Origin of the sequence: Roseovarius arcticus, from assembly GCF_006125015.1 — a bacterium.
Lineage (GTDB): Bacteria > Pseudomonadota > Alphaproteobacteria > Rhodobacterales > Rhodobacteraceae > Roseovarius > Roseovarius arcticus.
Genome location: NZ_SZZN01000001.1, coordinates 2,813,082 through 2,830,182, shown reverse-complemented (window position 1 = coordinate 2,830,182; position 17,101 = coordinate 2,813,082). Strand labels below are relative to the sequence as shown.

The following is a 17,101-nucleotide window of genomic DNA, read 5'->3' as shown; positions in this document are numbered from 1 at the left end:
AATTACTCCGGCTTGACGGGTTCATAGAGGGACGCAGGCAGATCGAAGCCCCAGAGGCGGAACCGCTCGGAGAAGTGGGAGCGCACGCCGGTAGCTGTGAAGTGGCCTACGATCTTGTTCTCGGGGGTGAGGCCAACACGTTGGAAGCGGAACACTTCCTGCATTGAGATTACCTCGCCTTCCATTCCCGTCACTTCGGTTATGGATGTCATGCGGCGACTACCATCCTGAAGGCGACTGGCCTGCACGATCAAATGCACGGCGCTCGCGATTTGGCTGCGCACCGCCTTGAGCGGCATTTCGATACCAGCCATCGCCACCATGTTTTCCAGGCGGCTGATCCCGTCACGCGGATTGTTTGCGTGGATTGTGGTCATCGATCCGTCGTGGCCGGTGTTCATAGCCTGCAGCATGTCGATGACCTCTTCGCCGCGCGTCTCGCCGACGATGATGCGGTCGGGGCGCATCCGTAGAGCGTTTTTCAGGCAGTCACGCGGAGAAACCTCACCTTTGCCTTCGACGTTTGGCGGGCGGCTTTCCATTCGGCCAACGTGGACCTGTTGCAGCTGAAGTTCGGCTGTGTCCTCGATGGTCAGAATTCGCTCATCGTTGTCGATGAAAGAAGACAGCGCATTTAGCGTAGTGGTTTTACCCGAACCGGTACCGCCCGACACGATAATGTTCAGTCGGCACGCGACGGCGGCTTGTAGATATGCGGCCATTTCTTCGCTAAAGGCGCCGAAATTGACAAGATCGTCGATGCCTAGCTTGTCCTTTTTGAACTTACGAATAGACACGAGGCTGCCGTCGACAGCAACGGGAGGAACCATCGCGTTAAAGCGCGATCCGTCGGCAAGACGGGCGTCAACGTAAGGGTTACTTTCGTCCACGCGGCGGCCCACGGCGCTTACAATTTTGTCGATGATGCGCAGGAGGTGCTTTTCATCCTTGAAGGTGACGTCGCTCAATTCCAGCTTGCCGTCGCGCTCGATAAAGATCTGTTGCGGGCCGTTCACCAGGATATCGTTGACCGTGTCGTCCTTTAGCAGCGTTTCAAGCGGACCAAGGCCGCGAACTTCGTCATAAAGCTCCTGCGTGAGGATCATGCGATCCTCACGGTTCAGAACGATGCTACGTTCCTCCAGTACCTCAGCGGTGATGGCGCCAATTTCTGCGCGTAAATCCTGCTCGGTCGCTGTGTCCAGCGCGCCCAAGTTCAGATTGTCCAAAAGGGCGCGGTGCATGTCCAGCTTGATCTCGCTCAGGCGGTCCTTGCGTTTGCGTTCCTTGTCTTGGGGGCCCAGATCAGCCTTGGCTACAGGGCCGGGGCGACGCAGGCTTGCCGGTTTTGGCGGCGCGGCTGGCGTGTTTTTGGCGGCAACGGGCGCGGGCTTGGCAGGCGCGCTGCTCGCGGCCTTGACGGGGGTGGCCTTCCCGGCATCAGTTTTTTTATAACGTGAAAACATCGGATCGTTACCTTTCTAGCGGCGCACTCAGGCGGCCGCTGCGTCACTTTTGCCAAGCGCGTGGATCGAGCTCGCCAGTTTGGCGATCTCCTTGCGCAAGGGATTTTTAGGGGCCGAGGTGGCTAAAGGCTGGCCGTGATCCGCGCCTTGGCTGACAGGCTTGCCGCCGTCGGGCAGCTGCAACTCGATGCTGATTTCCAGGCTTTCCGCCATTCGTTTTATGCGGCTCTTGCCGCTCATGTCGGTGAACTTGGGGGCGCGGTTCATGCAAAAGCGCAAGCGCTCCAGCGGGAGATCCTCGGTCTTGAGCGCGCGGTTCAGGCGAAGCGTGTTCTGGGCCGAGCGCATGTCCATTTCCAGTGTGACAAAGTAAATCTGCGAGGCGCACAATACTGTTTCCGTCCACTGCACCAGCGTGGTTGGCATGTCGACGATCACATAATCGAAATGTTTGCGGGCCTGATCCAGAACACGCGTCACATCCTCGGGCGTGAGCATATCCAGCGGAAGCATTTCGGGCGGCGCAGTCAGCACCCACAGGCGATCCTGATAGCTGACCAGTGCCTGCTTAAAGATGTCTTCGTCCATTGTTTCGGTATCGGACCACATCTCGAACACGGGCTCGCGGCGGGGCAGATCAAGGTAGGTCGAAACCGAGCCGAACTGAAGCCCCAAATCGATGATGCACACCCGAGGGGCATGTTCCTTGGACAAATTAGCCAGCTCCCAGGCGAGATTGACCGCTAGGGTGGTTGCACCTGTGCCGCCTGCAAGGCCGTGAATGCCTAAAATAACCCCGTCCTCTCCGGTCGCAGTGGGTGCGGCAACGGTCGGGGCAGGGGCGGGGGCGGGGGCTACCGGCGCGCGCAAACGCTCGATCGCGGCTGACAGCTCGCCCTCGGGGAGGGGGTAGGGCACAAATTCGTCGGCACCTTGGCGCAGGAGGGCGTGCAGGGCCGACGGGCTAACGTCATCGGCGATCAGGATGACCTTGATCTCCAAGTTGCCAGCAAGGGTGATGATCTCGCCAATGACGCCCAGATGATCCTCGTCATCCTCGTCTATGGCGATAGCGACAAATTCGAGTGACCGTGCCTCAAGCTGGCCAAGAAAGGCGAGCGACTCGGGAAAGCCCAGATCGCCCCACGCCTCGCCAACTGCCGTTTCCATATCTTCGATCAACAGATCGAAATTTGTTACGTCGCGGCTGATCGTGCATGCGACCAGCGGGCTTGAATCGGGTTGTTGGGTCGCGCTGCTCATGGCGTTCTCGTCCTATTCTGCGTACCGCCTGCACAGCGAGCCGACGAAAGGCGGGGCGCGCTGGGCGTAGCGATACGTATGTCCGAATCCCGTCTGTACGTTTGGCACAGATCGGATTTTACTGAGGTTAAGATCACCGAAGATCTGGGCAACAATGGGGCCGGATTATCGTTATTGTGCGATTTTGCGCCTAATAGGAGGCGAATTTCATGCTAAAAAACCGGTCAAACAGCACAAAAAAAACCCACCGGCGATGCGGCGGGTTTTTGAGGTAGCCCGGCAAGCCGGGCAGGGAGAAACCTTACGTCATTCTTTGCCAAGCGCGCCGCCTTCTGGGGCCATCACGATGGTAGATTTTGGGACAGCGCTGGCGATATACTCGCGATAGATGACTTGGGCATATTTGCCGTCCATGATGATCGGATGTGACCGCACGAAACCCGACACCTCGGTAACCGTGCGGCGATTGCGTCGTTCTTGGCCTTGCGTCACGATCAGCGGCTGCGCCTCACCGAATGAAACAACGGCCTCCAGCCGCGCGGTGCTAATGCCTTGAGTGGATAGAAAACCAACGACGGCGCGCGCACGGCGCAGACCAAGGGCCTTGTTGTATCCGGCCGACCCGACAGCATCGGTGTGGCCGTACACCTTGAACCTGACCTCTGGAAACTGGCGGATCCATGCAGCTTGCCTGCGGATAGTGTCGCGAGCGCCGGCATCTAGAACATCTGAGTTAAAGGCGAAATTGACGGTCGTCAGAACTTCGCTAGAGAACCGGTTGGACAGATTGACAACATAGTCCCGCTCGCCAGTCATGATTTGCGTGTTATTCATGTTGGCGTTGCCGAAATTGCCGCCATCGACCAGCGCACCCGCCTCAGTAAAATAGGACCGATAGACTTGCTGGTCGCCAGCGCAGGCGGCCAAGGCGAGAACCGGTAGAATTGAAATAACTTTTTTCATTGTCCCGTTTCCCTGCATCAATCCATTACGTAACCGTAGGAGCCACTGAAATCCTGCCCGGCAACTTCGCCGGCGCCGCCCGTGGTGGGGCGGGCATCGCGGGCAACGCGCCCATGCAAGAACAGATCGGCCTCGGACGGTAATTTGATCCGGTCGGTCGGCAGCGCCAGTGCCTCGCCACGAGTAGGCGTGACCAGATGGGCGGTGACGATAATGACCAGCTCGGTCTGCGAGCGTTGGTAGTCGGCGCTGCGGAATAGCGCGCCGATGATCGGCACGTCGCCCAGCCACGGCACCTGGCCGTTGTTATCGCGGAAATCGTCCTGCAGCAGGCCGGCAATCGCAAAGCTTTCACCGTCGCGCAGTGCAACTGTGGTCGAGGTGTCGCGGCGGCGGAAGGCACTGATATTAAATCCGTTTCCAGTAAATCCGTTGGCCGGATCCAGCGATGATACAGCAGCCGCCATTTCCAGATTGATGATGTCATCATCCAAAACGCGGGGGGTAAAGTTCAGCTCGACGCCAAATGGCTTGAACTCGACCGAGATCGTGCCGTTATCCTGGCTGACCGGGATAGGATATTCGCCGCCGGCCAGAAACTTGGCCTCTTGTCCCGAAAGCGCGACGAGGTTCGGCTCGGCCAAGGTTCGCACAACGCCCTTTGTCTCAAGCGCTTGCAGCAAAATACCGATCTGCGCTGAACCGGCGTTGAAACCGAAGAAGGCAGCGCCGTTATTTGTGCCCAGATTGTTCGAAGTGCCCGGCGTAACGCCGCCCGGCTTGGCGTTTGAGGTAACACCATTTGTCGCGACACCAGCGCCCAGTCCGGCGACCGAAAGTCCGTCAATCGCGAGAGAGGTTGACAAGCTCTTGGCCACGCTTCGCTGCATTTCAGCGAAACGAACCTTGAGCATGACCTGCTGTTTGCCAGACACACTCATCAGATTCGATACCCGCTCTGGCGCATAACGCTCGGCCAGATCCAAGGCGCGCTGCATGCGCGGCGTGCTAGAGACTGTGCCGGACATGACAATACCGTCATTCGCGGTGCGCACTTCGATCTGCTCGTTCGGCAGAATCTGTCGTAGCCGCTCTTTGAATTCGGACACGTCCGCGCTGACTTGGACTTCGACATTGGCGATTAGCCTGCCGTTTTCGTCAAGCAGCGTAAGTGTGGTGCGTCCCGGTGTTTTGCCCAGCACGTAAATTGTGCGGTCCGAGAGAGTCGAGAAATCGGCGATGGCCGGGTTCGCGATACTAAGCTCGGCGAACGGGACGTCGCTTTCAACTACAACTGCGCTGTTCATCGAAACGGTTAGATCGCGTTCCGATCCCTTGCGCACGACTTGCAACGCCTGTGAAATTGCGGGCTTTGGCGCAACTGCCATGACCCCGGTCAGCCCTACGAGAGCTGCCGCAAATAGATGTCTGTAATACATGGTGACCTGCCTTCCGATCACGCCTCATTGATGGGGTCTTATTGCCCCGGATTAAATTCACCCTGCGTCACATTTTTATTTTTTTCAAGAATCAATGACGATGAATCGTCATTTAGGTGATTCGATTGGGAACCGTTGCAACAAAGAGACGGGGCGCCGCAGATGCAGCACCCCGATATTGTGGTTCATTTTCAGTTTATTAGAAGGTCAATTGGTACAGGGGATCGGAGTTTCGATCACTTCGCCGCCACGGCGTGTGCGGATCGTGCAAACCTGCTGAATGGGCGTAGGCTCGGCCATAGGTGCAGATGCAAGACCCAAAAGCTGGCGCTGATCGACCTCAATAATATCGGCGGTGGTGTCGTCGCCAGTACCCACCAGGCTCAGCGCAAGGCGACCTGTTGCTTGGGCTTGGGCCAATGCGGCGACTTGATCGGGCCGCACAACAACGGTGACGGTGCGGGCAATGCTGGCTTCGGTCACGTCCGAGTTGGCTGACTGGTCGACGGCGATCAGTTTGACACCCGCTTCGATCAGCTTGGTCACGTCACCTTCGCTATCGCCTTCGGTGCGCATACCGCCGCGTCCGATGTTGCCGGTCCAATAGACGTCGACACGGTCGCCGGGCCGCAAGAAGCCGGATACGCCTGACATACTATCAACTTTGATCGCAAAAGCGCGCATCCCGCGGGCAAGCTGCGACGTGATGCCAGCATCCTCGCCGGCGCCTGTAACCTTGACGGCCAGGATCGCTTCGGATTTTTCCATGGCGCGCAGCACTGTGCGCGGTTCCTCGTCACCCTTCGGGAACAGATCTTCTACAGTGCGAAAGACACCTTCGGGCAGGGCGGCGACCGGAAAGGCGACGCTCACGACGTCCTTGGTGGTGATCCGTTCGCCATATTGCAGCGCTTTATTGGTAATATAAATATCGACCGTCTCTATAACTACGGGGCGCGCGTTGCGCTCCAGCTCAAGTTGGGTCTGGTAATTCTGGATATAGCTCTTGGCCATATATACGGCAAAACCCGCCAGGCCGAGCCCGAGAACAAGTACCAGTCCGAATACCAAGCGCATGACTTATCCTTTCGATCGTTTCAGGCGGGGCGCACTTCTTCGCAATGAAGAGCGGTTCGTCTTCGGGACAGACTGCCCCGGAAATGTGGTAAAAAATGGGACGCCGCGCGGTTCTTTCGCGGCGCGAAATCATCAAAGCTTATCCGCCTGAATTGGCAACTTCGATAGCTTCGACGACTGTTTCAATCTGGCCCGCCAAGCTGTCGATGCCGGTACGTGCCGAAAGGGTTGCAGCCAGTCCGAGGCCGACGACGGCCGCGGTCAGTACGACCCAATCTACTGTGACCGCGCCGCTTTCGTCGCGAAGCCAAAATTTAATGTAGTTCAACATAGTATGCTCGCTTTCGATAAATAAACTGTTGCGAGTATGGCGGTGTACCTGCGATCAACCGCAAGGCGAAACCACCATTACACCCCCCAGGGCAAGAGGGCCGCAAATCAAAGACTTGCGGCCCTCCGTGTCTAGCTGTTCATTTCAGAACTAGGCCGATTATTAGGGAGCTGGGGTGCCGCCGACTTCCTGTGCTTCCACACCGGTTTTGATGTTAGTGGCCAGTGTCGAGATCGAGCCTTTGACTGTTGCCACACCGGCAACGCCCAGGCCGACGACTGCTGCGGTCAGAACGACCCAGTCAACTGTAACGGCGCCATCTTCGTCTGCACGGAAATTCTTGATGAAATTGATCATGTTGTTGTCCCTCCAAAGGATCATAAAGTTTACTCAGGTTTCACACCGTCTCGCTGGTCTGGGCCGTTTCTCTCTGTTGGCCCTCAACGTGTCGATGAATACTTTTTGCCCTCCAATGAAGGCGCAAATTAGGCACGATTGGCGCAATTTTGGCGCACCCCATTTTTTTAATGCCTAATGTGCTTAAGCAATTGAAAGTTAACAAATTTAAAGAGAAATAAAAAAGTGAAATATGTGTAGCACCAGTGATTTCTGGCATCAAACTGGGCTCAAAGGGCCGAAAATACGCGTCGGCACTGGCGCGAAACGCCGATTCTTGCGATGATTCACCCCGATAGCAAGTAATCTTAGGCGGGCCGGTTCGTTGCGATATACCATCTCCTACATTCTTGCGGCCACGCTGCTTGCCGCAATGCCTGCCGCAGGCGACCCTGCTCCCTTTCCCGAGTTCACGTTTAAGATGGGCAAACCGCCTGCCAAGGGCACAACGAAACGGATACAGGTTCAGATCGAGCCTGGCGATCAGCACCCCCCGGCGCCCAGCACCCCGCGCAGGGATGATGCGGAGGAGCCGGGCACGCCCGCGATCCCAGCCTCGCCAACTGTGCGGCTCGCGACTTATGGCTGGTTCTGGGATCATGTGACGCCCGGCTATGCCGATGTGGGCACGGTGCGGTTTGACGAGGCGCTGGGCATTCTTGCCAAACCGCCCAAAGGGATGCCGGCGCCGCGTTATCGGCTTCAGGATTTGCAAAAGATCGCACTGGCGCAGGGTACGAATATCCTGATGGCGACAATTGGAACGGATGTATCGCCCGCGCTCGTGCTGGCCGTGATCGCGGTCGAATCGGGCGGACGCAAGGCTGCGGTCAGTGAAAAGGGCGCCCAAGGATTGATGCAGCTGATTCCAGATACCGCCGCGCGCTTTGGCGTCATCGACAGTCTATCGGAAGCGCAAAACATAAAGGGCGGCGTCGCCTATCTTGATTGGCTGCTCAAGGAATTTAAGGGCGATCCGATTCTGGCCCTCGCCGGATACAACGCGGGCGAGGGCGCGGTGAAGGCAAATGCGGGCGTACCGCCCTATGCGGAAACGCGAGACTACGTGCCCAAAGTGCTGGCCGCCTATGACCTTGCGCGCGGACTGTGCAAGACACGGCCGCAATTCATTTCGGACGGCTGCGCGCTGAACTTGGCCTTTGCCGAATAAAAAAAGGGCGGCGCCAAATGCTGGCACCGCCCCTTCTTGATCTGAATATCAGACTCTTGTCAGACGATGGTCGCCTCGGTTGCGGCGCGCAGCTCGTCCTCTGTGACGCCGTCTGCGACCTCAACAATCTTTAGGCCACCCTCCACTACATCCAGAACGCCGAGATTAGTGATGATCCGATCCACCACGCCCGTGCCGGTTAGCGGAAGTGTGCAAGATTTCAGCAATTTGCTGTCGCCATGCTTGCTGGTGTGGTCCATCACGACGATTACCCGGCCCACGCCCGCGACCAGATCCATCGCGCCGCCCATACCCTTGACCAGCTTGCCGGGAATCATCCAGTTCGCCAGATCACCGTTCTCGGCCACTTCCATAGCGCCCAAGATCGCCGCCGCGATTTTGCCACCGCGGATCATGCCGAAGCTGGTCGCGCTATCGAAATAGGCTGTTCGGTTCAACTCGGTGATCGTCTGTTTGCCAGCGTTAATCAGATCGGCGTCTTCTTCGCCCTCATAGGGAAAGGCGCCCATGCCCAGCATACCGTTTTCGGATTGCAGCGTGATTTCCTTGTCGCCTACGTAGTTCGCCACAAGCGTCGGAATGCCGATGCCAAGGTTGACATACATACCGTCTTCCAGCTCCTGCGAGGCGCGCTCGGCCATTTGGTTACGGTCCCAGGGCATTATGCGTCCTCCCTTTTGCGCGTGGTGCGTTGCTCAATCCGTTTTTCGTGATCGCCTTGGATCAGGCGGTGAACGTAGATACCGGGCAGGTGGATGTTATCGGGGTCCAGCGAGCCACGCGGCACAATCTCCTCGACTTCGGCAACGCAGACCTTACCGCACATCGCAGCAGGCGGGTTGAAGTTGCGCGCGGTCTTGCGAAACACCAGATTGCCGGTGTCATCGGCCTTCCACGCCTTGACGATGGACATGTCTGCGACGATTCCGCGTTCGAGAATATAGGTCTCGCCGTCGAAATCCTTGTGCTCCTTACCTTCGGCGACTTGCGTGCCGACGCCGGTTTTGGTGTAAAAACCGGGGATGCCTGCACCGCCAGCGCGCATACGCTCGGCCAGCGTGCCTTGGGGATTGAATTCGATCTCAAGCTCGCCCGCCAGATACTGGCGCATAAATTCGGCATTCTCGCCCACGTAAGAGCTGAGCATTTTTCGCACTTGGCGCGTCTGTAGCAGAATTCCGATGCCGAAATCGTCTACACCCGCGTTGTTGCTGGCAAAGGTCAGATCCTTAACGCCATCTTCTTTGATTGCCTGAAGCAGCAGCTCTGGAATGCCGCACAGGCCAAAGCCGCCAGCGGCAATGGTCATGCCGTCGAACAGCAGCCCATCCAGCGCATCGGCAGCGTTTGCATACACTTTTTTCATGAAAAACCCCTATAGATCGGTAATCTAGTTTGTGGGCAGCGGGGTATGAAGAGTCAATGCCGCCGCTGCCCAAACCGGACCGATGAGGGGGGTTATCAGCCGATACCGCAGATGCGGCGCCCGGCTGATTGGCACTTGGATGCCTCAGATAACGCGAACCTGCATTCCGATCGGCGTGATCGCAAACAGCTCCGCGATCTTTGGGTTATACAGACCGATACAGCCCGACGACGATTTACGCCCGATCTTGCGCGTGTCATGCGTGCCGTGGATCAGGTACGCGGGCCATGTAAGATACATCGCATGCGTGCCTAGCGGATTGTTTTCGCCAGCCGGCATGAAATCGGGCAGGGACGGATCACGCGCCCTCATGTTGGCAGTAGGCGTCCAGGTAGGACCTACCTTCTTGCGAACAATCTTGGTGTATCCGGTGCGCGTCAATTCGTCGGTCATGGGAACCGAACTGGGATATACGCGATAATCACTACCATCTGAATTCCAGTAGTGCAGGGCGCGCGATCCGGTATCGCAAACGATGGCGCCACTGCCCAGACGGTCGAAGTGGTCTTGCCAATTCTGCACGATGAAACTGGACGAGTTGCGGCGTGCGCCAGCTAGGTCCTGCGCCTGCAAGATACCAGGCGTCGCCAAAGTGGTCAGCGCGGCGGCCCCACCGATCAATGCGGCGCGTCTGTTTAGTCTAATATCTGTCATCGCTATGGTCCTCTCATTCTCTATGGCGGAATCTTGCGCCGCCATTCTCTTACATGGTGCCTGAGCGCGCCCAGTGCCAATAACAATGACGTGTATCATGGCTGGTATGCGCCGCGTGCATAGCTTGATTGATGTTCGCGCACACCCTCAAATCACGCCTCCCGGGCAGGCCTTTTCTCGGTTGGCTTCTTCGCAGGTGCCTTTTTCGCCGCTGGCTTTTTAGCTGCCGCTTTTTTAGGGGCAGCTTTCTTTTTGGCGGGTGCTTTCTTGGCAGGCGCTTTTTTACCCTTGCCTGATTTTGCGGCCTTTTCAGCGATCAACTCGACAGCCATCGCGATGGTCACGTCGCCCGGTTCGGTTCCTTTAGGTAGCGTCGCGTTGACCTTTTCCCACTTAATATACGGGCCATAGCGGCCGTCCATTATATTCATCAGGCCGCCACTGCCGGGATGTTCGCCCAACTCTTTCAGCGGCGCGGCGGCAGTACGACCACCGCCCCGGCTGGCCAATTTCAGCGCCAGCACTTCGACGGCGCGATTCATGCCGATAGTGAAAACCTCGTCAACTTCCTTGAGATTGGCGTAAAGCTTGCCGTGCTTGACGAACGGGCCATAGCGGCCAATGCCTGCCTCAATTGGCTCGCCATCATCGGGATGCGGGCCCACCTCGCGCGGCAGGCTGAGCAGTGTGAGCGCCTTTTCCAGATCCATCGCTTCGGTCGTCCAGCCCTTTGGCAGGGACGAACGCGGCGGCTTCTTGTTCTCTTCGGTCGCCTCGCCGCGCTGAACATAGGGGCCAAACCGGCCGGATCGCAGGCTGATCTCGTCGCCTTGGTCCTCGCCCAGCACGCGATCGCCACCCTCGGCAGCATCGCCGCCGATGGGCCGGGTATAGCGGCACTCAGGATAGCGCCCGCATCCGACAAATCCGCCGGATTTCGACGTCTTGAGATGCAACTGCCCCTCACCGCATAGCGGGCAGGCACGCGGATCGCTCCCATCTTCGCGCGGCGGATAAAGCGTGGGCGCCAGCGCGGCATCGAGCACATCCAAGACCTCGGCGATGCGGAGCTCTGACGTCTCAGCGATAGCGACCGAAAAATCACGCCAGAAGCGTGTCAGGATATCCTTCCAATCGGCATTGCCGGCGCTGACATGGTCCAGCTCTTCTTCCAGGTTCGCGGTAAATTCGTAGCCAACATACTGCTTAAAGAAGTTCAGCAGAAAGATCGTGACGATGCGGCCCTTGTCATCGGGGATCAGTCGATTGCCGTCCTTGTGCACATATTCGCGGTCCTGGATCGTGGTCACGATGCTGGCATACGTCGACGGGCGCCCGATCCCCAGCTCCTCCATTCGTTTGACCAGCGTTGCCTCAGTATAACGCGGTGGCGGTTGAGTGTGCGATTGCAGGCCCAGCACCGCGGCGTTCTCTGCCAATATGGCCGCAGCGTGCTGCGCCATGCCACTGTCACTGCTTTCAATCACGCTTTCGGATTTGTCGGCCTTGGCGAACTGCTCCTTGAGGCCGGATTTGCCGAATGCCGCCTTATCACCCTCGGTGATCTGAGGCAGGCGCGCGTCGTCGCCATCGCCCTCGACGTCATCCCGGCCTTCCTCATAGATGCGCAGGAAGCCGTCGAACAAAACGACTTGGCCGGTCGCGCGCAGGCCGACTTGGCCGTCGTCCGAGCCGATGTCGACGGTGGTGCGCTCAAGTCGCGCGCCCTCCATTTGGCAGGCAAGCGTCCGTTTCCAGATCAAATCGTAGAGGCGGGCCTGATCGCGGTCAGTGATCTTCAGGGCGGCGGCATCCTTGCCCATTTCTGTGGGGCGAATGCACTCGTGCGCTTCCTGAGCGTTCTTTGCCTTATTCTTGTAGATGCGGGGGCTGGAGGGCACGTATTCCTTGCCATACCGCTCGGCGATCGCGTCGCGGGCGGCAGTCACCGCCTCGGGCGCCATATCAATGCCGTCGGTTCGCATGTACGTAATATGGCCGGCCTCATAAAGGCGCTGAGCCGCGCTCATCGTCTGGCGCGCGCCCATGCCGAACTTACGGCTGGCCTCTTGTTGCAAGGTCGAGGTCATAAAGGGTGCAGATGGATTACGGCTGGCCGGTTTTGCCTCTACCGAGGTGACTTTCAGCGCGCGGCTGGATACCGCCTGCACGGCCATTTCGGCCTGTGTCGCGTTCGAAAGGTCAAACTTGTCCAGCTTTTTACCCGCAAGTGTGGTCAGCCGTGCCTCGAATTCCTGCCCGCGGGGCGTGCTGAGCAACGCCTTGACGGTCCAGTATTCGCGCGGGTTGAAAGCCTCGATCTCCATCTCGCGTTCGACGATGAGGCGCAGGCAGACCGATTGCACGCGCCCCGCCGATTTCGCGCCGGGCAGCTTGCGCCACAGAACGGGGGACAGATTAAAACCCACCAGATAATCCAGCGCACGGCGTGCGAGATATGCCTCGACCAGCGGTGCGTCGACCTGACGGGGATTCGCCATCGCCTCGGTCACGGCCGACTTGGTGATCGCGTTGAAAACGACGCGGCTGACGGGGGTGTCTTTGTTGATGGCTTTGCGCTTGCGCAGCGCTTCCTCAAGGTGCCAGCTGATCGCCTCGCCCTCGCGGTCGGGGTCGGTCGCGAGGATCAATGAGTTGTCTTCGGCCAGCGCATCGGCGATTGCCTTGACGTGCTTGCGGCTGTCGACACCAATCTCCCACTTCATGTCAAAACCGTTGTCTGGATCGACCGAGCCGTCCTTGGGCGGCAGATCCCGCACATGCCCGTAGGACGCCAGAACGGTGAAGCCGGGGCCAAGATACTTCTCGATTGTCTTGGCTTTGGCCGGGGATTCGACGACGACGACGGGCATAAAATTCTTCTCCACTCGGAACGGCGCTTATGGCGGCGCAACATGTGGTGGCGCAAGGGTGATTGTCAATGAGGCCCTATTTGAGGCATGAACGTGCGCCTAATCGGCCAGCGACAGCAGCCCGCCGGCCTGCCTGCGGATGCGTCCGTCGAGCTCCAGATCGATAAGGGCGGGGGCCACGGCGCGGGCAGGGGCGGCTAGGTCGCGGATCAATTGATCCTCGGCGAGCGGCGATGGACCCAGCCGATTGAGGATGCGGCTGTGCAGGTCCGCCGTCTCGCCAAGGGTGCGCTGCTGGGGCGGGGCAAGCGGTATCGCCTCCAATGCAAGCGCCTCTTGCGACGGTGCCGTCTCTGGCAATGCTTCGATTACGTCGGCGGCGCTGCGCACCAGTCGCGCGCCATCGCGGATCAACATATTGCACCCGGCGGCGCGGGCGTCGAACGGATGCCCCGGCACTGCCAGCACTTCGCGCCCCTGATCCAGCGCATTGCGCGCTGTGATAAGCGAGCCGGATTTTGCCGCCGCCTCAACCACCACGACGGCGCCGGCCAGCCCGCTGATGATGCGATTGCGGCGCGGGAAATGACGCGCTTGCGGAACTGTGCCCATTGGCATCTCCGACAGGCGCAAACCGCTGCGCAATATATCCTGCGCCAGTTGCGTGTTTTCGGCAGGATACATCACGTCAACGCCGCCAGCCATGACGGCGATGGTGCCACCCTCAAGCGATGCGGTATGCGCGGCAGTATCGACCCCGCGCGCAAGGCCGGACGTGATGACGTATCCATCCTTCGACAGATCACTCGCCAGCGCGCGCGCCATGCGTGTGCCCAGTGACGACGCATTGCGAGCGCCCACCATTGCGATCTTTGGGCGCGCCAGTGCGCCGATTTCGCCCATCGCCCACAGGATCGGCGGCGGATCGGGGATATCACGCAGCGCGGCAGGATAGAGGGGGTCGGTGACGCAAATCATTTGCGCCCCGGCCATTCTTGCGGCGCGCATTTCGGCCAACACGACGCCCTCGGGGCAGGTGGCGTATTTGTCGATGCCCGCAGCACTCGCCACACCGGGCAGGGCGGCTAGGGCGGCCTGCGCGCTGCCATGTTCGGCCAGCAAGCGATAAAAAGTAGCGACGCCGACGCGCCGCGATCGCAAGAGACGAAGCCACGATACCCGATCATCTTCCGTGGTGGGTGGGAGTGGGGGGTGAGTGGAAGGATGTGTTTCCTCGGACATCGTGGCTCCATCTGCTTGCAGAATCAGGTGTAGCGCACGGGTGGTTAACAGCTGGTAAACCATGTCCCCAAAACAGCCAGAGGGCACAGAACATGCGGCGTTTACGAGTATTATCGCCCAAAACTGGATATAAGCCGCAGGCGCCTCGCCCTATTATCCGCCCGCTCCGCCCACTGTCAGACCGCCGATCATCAGCGTCGGCTGCCCCACGCCCACTGGCACCCACTGGCCCGCCTTGCCGCAATTTCCCATGCCGGGGTCCAGCGCCATGTCGTTGCCCAGTGCGCGAATCTGCTGCAATGCAGTAGCGCCGTCGCCGATCAGCGTTGCGCCTTTGACCGGCGCGCCGACCACGCCGTTTTGGACGCGATACGCCTCGGTGCAGGAAAACACGAATTTGCCGTTGGTGATATCGACCTGCCCGCCGCCGAAACCAACGGCATAGATGCCATCCTTGAGACTGGCCACGATATCGCCGGGCGCAGTGTCGCCGCCCAGCATGTAGGTATTGGTCATACGCGGCATCGGCACGTGGGCATAGCTTTCGCGGCGGCCATTCCCCGTGGCCTCAGCGCCCATCAGGCGCGCATTCTGGCGGTCCTGCATATAGCCCACTAGTATGCCGTCGTCGATCAGAACGTTACGGCGCGATGGCGTGCCCTCGTCGTCGATGGTGATGCTGCCGCGCCGATCGGGGACAGTGCCGTCGTCCAGCACTGTTACGCCCTTGGAGGCGATACGCTGGCCCATCAGGCCCGCAAAGGCGGACGCACCCTTGCGATTAAAATCGCCCTCAAGCCCGTGACCGATCGCCTCATGTAGCAGGATGCCAGGCCAGCCGGGGCCTAGAACGACGTCCATCACGCCCGCAGGGGCCGGAACAGCGGCAAGGTTTACGGTGGCGACGCGCAGCGCTTCGCGTGCTTTGGCCTGCCAGTCGGCCGGATCGAGCAGACCGTCTAGGCCGACACGCCCGCCACCCCCTGCAGTACCGGATTCGCGGCGCCCGTCTTGCTCCACTATGATGGAAACATTGACGCGGGTCATCGGGCGCACGTCGCGCAGGTGGGTGCCATCGGGGCGCAGAATCTCAATTTCCTGACACGAGGCAGCGATTACCGCCGACACCTGAACAACGCGGGCATCCAGATCGCGCGCAAACGCGTCGATCTCGCGCAGCGTCTCAATCTTGACTGGAAAGCTGGCGCCGTTGATGGGGTCGTCATCTGTATAAAGCCGCGTGTTCGTTGCCTTAGGGCCGGCGGCCATCACGCCGCCCCCATCGCCGACGGCCAGACGCGCGGTATCGACCGCGCGGCTCAGCGCCGCCTCGGTAATGTCCGAGCCATGGGCGTATCCCACAGCCTCATCGCGCACGGCGCGAAGGCCGAATCCCTCGCCTGCATCGTAGCTGGCGGTCTTGATCCGGCCATCGTCGAACACCAAAGCCTCGCTGCGGGCGCGCTCTAGGAATAATTCGCCATCATCGGCGCCTGCTGTGGCGCGGCGCAGATGGGCGAGGGCGGCGTCCTTGTCCAGGTTATCGTCGAACGGACGAAAGAGGGCGTCTGGCATGGCTGGCATCCTTAAATGATTGGCCCGAAAGCGCGGCAACAGCCAAAGCGTGGGCGGCATTTTGATCCTGCCGCAGAGGGCGACCGGACGACTTTACTATCTATATGGTGCTGGCAGGTGGCGCTTTTCGATCTAAATCGTGTGAAGCGTCCGATTGCCGCAACCGTCATTCTTGTCTCAGGACACAATATATGTTTTTAACGGGCGCAGATACAACGGGGCGCGCCCCTTCGTGACGGCGTGCCGCCCTCTCGCGTGACGATATATCCGCTTCAACCGATCAAGGTGCCATATGCGATACATTTCCACTCTGCTGGCCGCGATGGCGGCATTTACCGCCTTTCCCGCGCTGGCGCAGGACAAGTTAGAGATCGTGGGCAAACCTACGCCGGGCGGCATAGGCTTTCAGCCTGCAGCGACAGAGCTGGCCAGCGATCTTCACTGGCTGGACGGTATGGTGCTGATCATCATCGCGCTCATCACTGTCCTCGTTACAGGGTTGCTGATCTATGCGATGATCCGTTTCAACCGCAAGTCTAACCCCAACCCGGCCAAATTCACCCACAACTCCCCGGTCGAGGTGGCGTGGACAATCGTCCCGATCCTGATTCTCGTCTTTATCGGTGCCTTCTCGCTGCCGGTTCTATTCAAGCAGCAGGAAATCCCTGAGGCGGACATCAATATCAAGGTGACCGGATACCAGTGGTACTGGGGTTACGAGTATACGGACCATGAATTCGGCTTTGAGAGCTTCATGATTGGCGAAGGCAAGGTCCTGAACGACGAAGTGATCGCCGAATTGGAAGAGGCTGGCTATAGCCGCGACGAGTTCAAGCTGGCCACCGATACCGCCGTTGTCGTGCCAATCGGCAAGACTATCGTGATGCAGGTCACTGGCGCGGACGTGATCCACAGCTGGACCATTCCGGCATTCGGCGTAAAGCAGGACGCTGTTCCAGGCCGCCTCGCGCAGCTTTGGTTCAAGGCCGAGCGTGAGGGCATCTATTTTGGCCAGTGCAGCGAACTCTGCGGCAAGGATCACGCCTTTATGCCGATCACAGTCAAGGTCGTCAGCCAAGAGGCCTATGACGAATGGCTGAAGGGTGCGATCGAAGAGTACGCCAGCCTGCCTGTGCAGGACGCCTACAAGGTCGCGTCGGCGCAGTAATACGTCCCGACGGGTCTTTTTCCACTGCCTGCCCCG

General features: G+C 59.2%; 15 protein-coding genes. 2 read left to right on the top strand and 13 right to left on the bottom strand.

Annotation, left to right across the window (positions count from 1 at the left end; translation table 11 throughout):
* Positions 1-2: 2 nt before the first annotated feature.
* The 7 genes from MK6180000_RS13550 to MK6180000_RS13520 all read right to left on the bottom strand — a co-directional run bounded on the left by MK6180000_RS13550 (position 3) and on the right by MK6180000_RS13520 (position 6,896).
* Positions 3-1,466 carry a TadA family conjugal transfer-associated ATPase gene (locus MK6180000_RS13550; RefSeq protein WP_138935212.1) on the bottom strand — a complete coding sequence of 488 codons (1,464 nt, stop codon included), beginning with the start codon at positions 1,464-1,466 and terminating at the stop codon, positions 3-5.
* Positions 1,467-1,493: 27 nt separating this feature from the next.
* Positions 1,494-2,729 (bottom strand): CpaE/TadZ family protein, encoded by a 1,236-nt coding sequence (locus MK6180000_RS13545; protein ID WP_138935211.1) that lies wholly within the window; start codon positions 2,727-2,729, stop codon positions 1,494-1,496.
* A gap of 306 nt (positions 2,730-3,035) precedes the next feature.
* Positions 3,036-3,692 carry an OmpA family protein gene (locus MK6180000_RS13540; protein WP_138935210.1) on the bottom strand — a complete coding sequence of 219 codons (657 nt, stop codon included), beginning with the start codon at positions 3,690-3,692 and terminating at the stop codon, positions 3,036-3,038.
* 17 nt (positions 3,693-3,709) lie between these two features.
* Positions 3,710-5,131: a type II and III secretion system protein family protein gene (locus MK6180000_RS13535; RefSeq protein WP_138935209.1), complete on the bottom strand. Its 1,422-nt coding sequence runs from the start codon at positions 5,129-5,131 to the stop codon at positions 3,710-3,712.
* A gap of 207 nt (positions 5,132-5,338) precedes the next feature.
* Positions 5,339-6,208: a Flp pilus assembly protein CpaB gene (gene cpaB / locus MK6180000_RS13530; RefSeq protein WP_138935208.1), complete on the bottom strand. Its 870-nt coding sequence runs from the start codon at positions 6,206-6,208 to the stop codon at positions 5,339-5,341.
* Positions 6,209-6,347: 139 nt separating this feature from the next.
* On the bottom strand, positions 6,348-6,539 hold the full coding sequence (locus MK6180000_RS13525; protein ID WP_138935207.1) for a hypothetical protein: 192 nt from the start codon (positions 6,537-6,539) through the stop codon (positions 6,348-6,350).
* Positions 6,540-6,701: 162 nt separating this feature from the next.
* The gene (locus MK6180000_RS13520; RefSeq protein ID WP_138935206.1) at positions 6,702-6,896 is read right to left on the bottom strand and encodes a Flp family type IVb pilin; all 195 of its coding nucleotides are present in this window, start codon (positions 6,894-6,896) and stop codon (positions 6,702-6,704) included.
* Positions 6,897-7,260: 364 nt separating this feature from the next.
* Between MK6180000_RS13520 and MK6180000_RS13515 the strand changes: the two genes are divergently transcribed.
* On the top strand, positions 7,261-8,106 hold the full coding sequence (locus MK6180000_RS13515; protein ID WP_425466844.1) for a lytic transglycosylase domain-containing protein: 846 nt from the start codon (positions 7,261-7,263) through the stop codon (positions 8,104-8,106).
* A 59-nt stretch (positions 8,107-8,165) separates the two neighbouring features.
* On the opposite strand, the gene MK6180000_RS13510 is transcribed toward MK6180000_RS13515, so the two are convergent.
* From MK6180000_RS13510 to tldD, 6 genes are all read right to left on the bottom strand, one after another.
* Entirely contained in the window at positions 8,166-8,789 is a 624-nt protein-coding gene (locus MK6180000_RS13510) for a 3-oxoacid CoA-transferase subunit B (RefSeq protein ID WP_138935205.1), read from the bottom strand.
* Positions 8,789-9,493: a CoA transferase subunit A gene (locus MK6180000_RS13505; protein WP_138935204.1), complete on the bottom strand. Its 705-nt coding sequence runs from the start codon at positions 9,491-9,493 to the stop codon at positions 8,789-8,791. Before MK6180000_RS13505 ends, MK6180000_RS13510 begins: the two co-directional genes overlap by 1 nt.
* Positions 9,494-9,637: 144 nt before the next feature.
* On the bottom strand, positions 9,638-10,207 hold the full coding sequence (locus MK6180000_RS13500; RefSeq protein WP_138935203.1) for a L,D-transpeptidase: 570 nt from the start codon (positions 10,205-10,207) through the stop codon (positions 9,638-9,640).
* 152 nt (positions 10,208-10,359) lie between these two features.
* On the bottom strand, positions 10,360-13,080 hold the full coding sequence (gene topA / locus MK6180000_RS13495) for a type I DNA topoisomerase (protein WP_138935202.1): 2,721 nt from the start codon (positions 13,078-13,080) through the stop codon (positions 10,360-10,362).
* Between the two features lie 99 nt (positions 13,081-13,179).
* Positions 13,180-14,322: a DNA-processing protein DprA gene (gene dprA / locus MK6180000_RS13490; RefSeq protein WP_138935201.1), complete on the bottom strand. Its 1,143-nt coding sequence runs from the start codon at positions 14,320-14,322 to the stop codon at positions 13,180-13,182.
* A 153-nt stretch (positions 14,323-14,475) separates the two neighbouring features.
* Entirely contained in the window at positions 14,476-15,897 is a 1,422-nt protein-coding gene (gene tldD, locus MK6180000_RS13485; protein WP_138935200.1) for a metalloprotease TldD, read from the bottom strand.
* A gap of 292 nt (positions 15,898-16,189) precedes the next feature.
* Here tldD and coxB point away from each other — a divergent pair, with 292 nt between their 5' ends.
* Positions 16,190-17,065 carry a cytochrome c oxidase subunit II gene (coxB, locus tag MK6180000_RS13480; protein ID WP_138935199.1) on the top strand — a complete coding sequence of 292 codons (876 nt, stop codon included), beginning with the start codon at positions 16,190-16,192 and terminating at the stop codon, positions 17,063-17,065.
* The last annotated feature ends 36 nt before the right edge of the window (positions 17,066-17,101 follow it).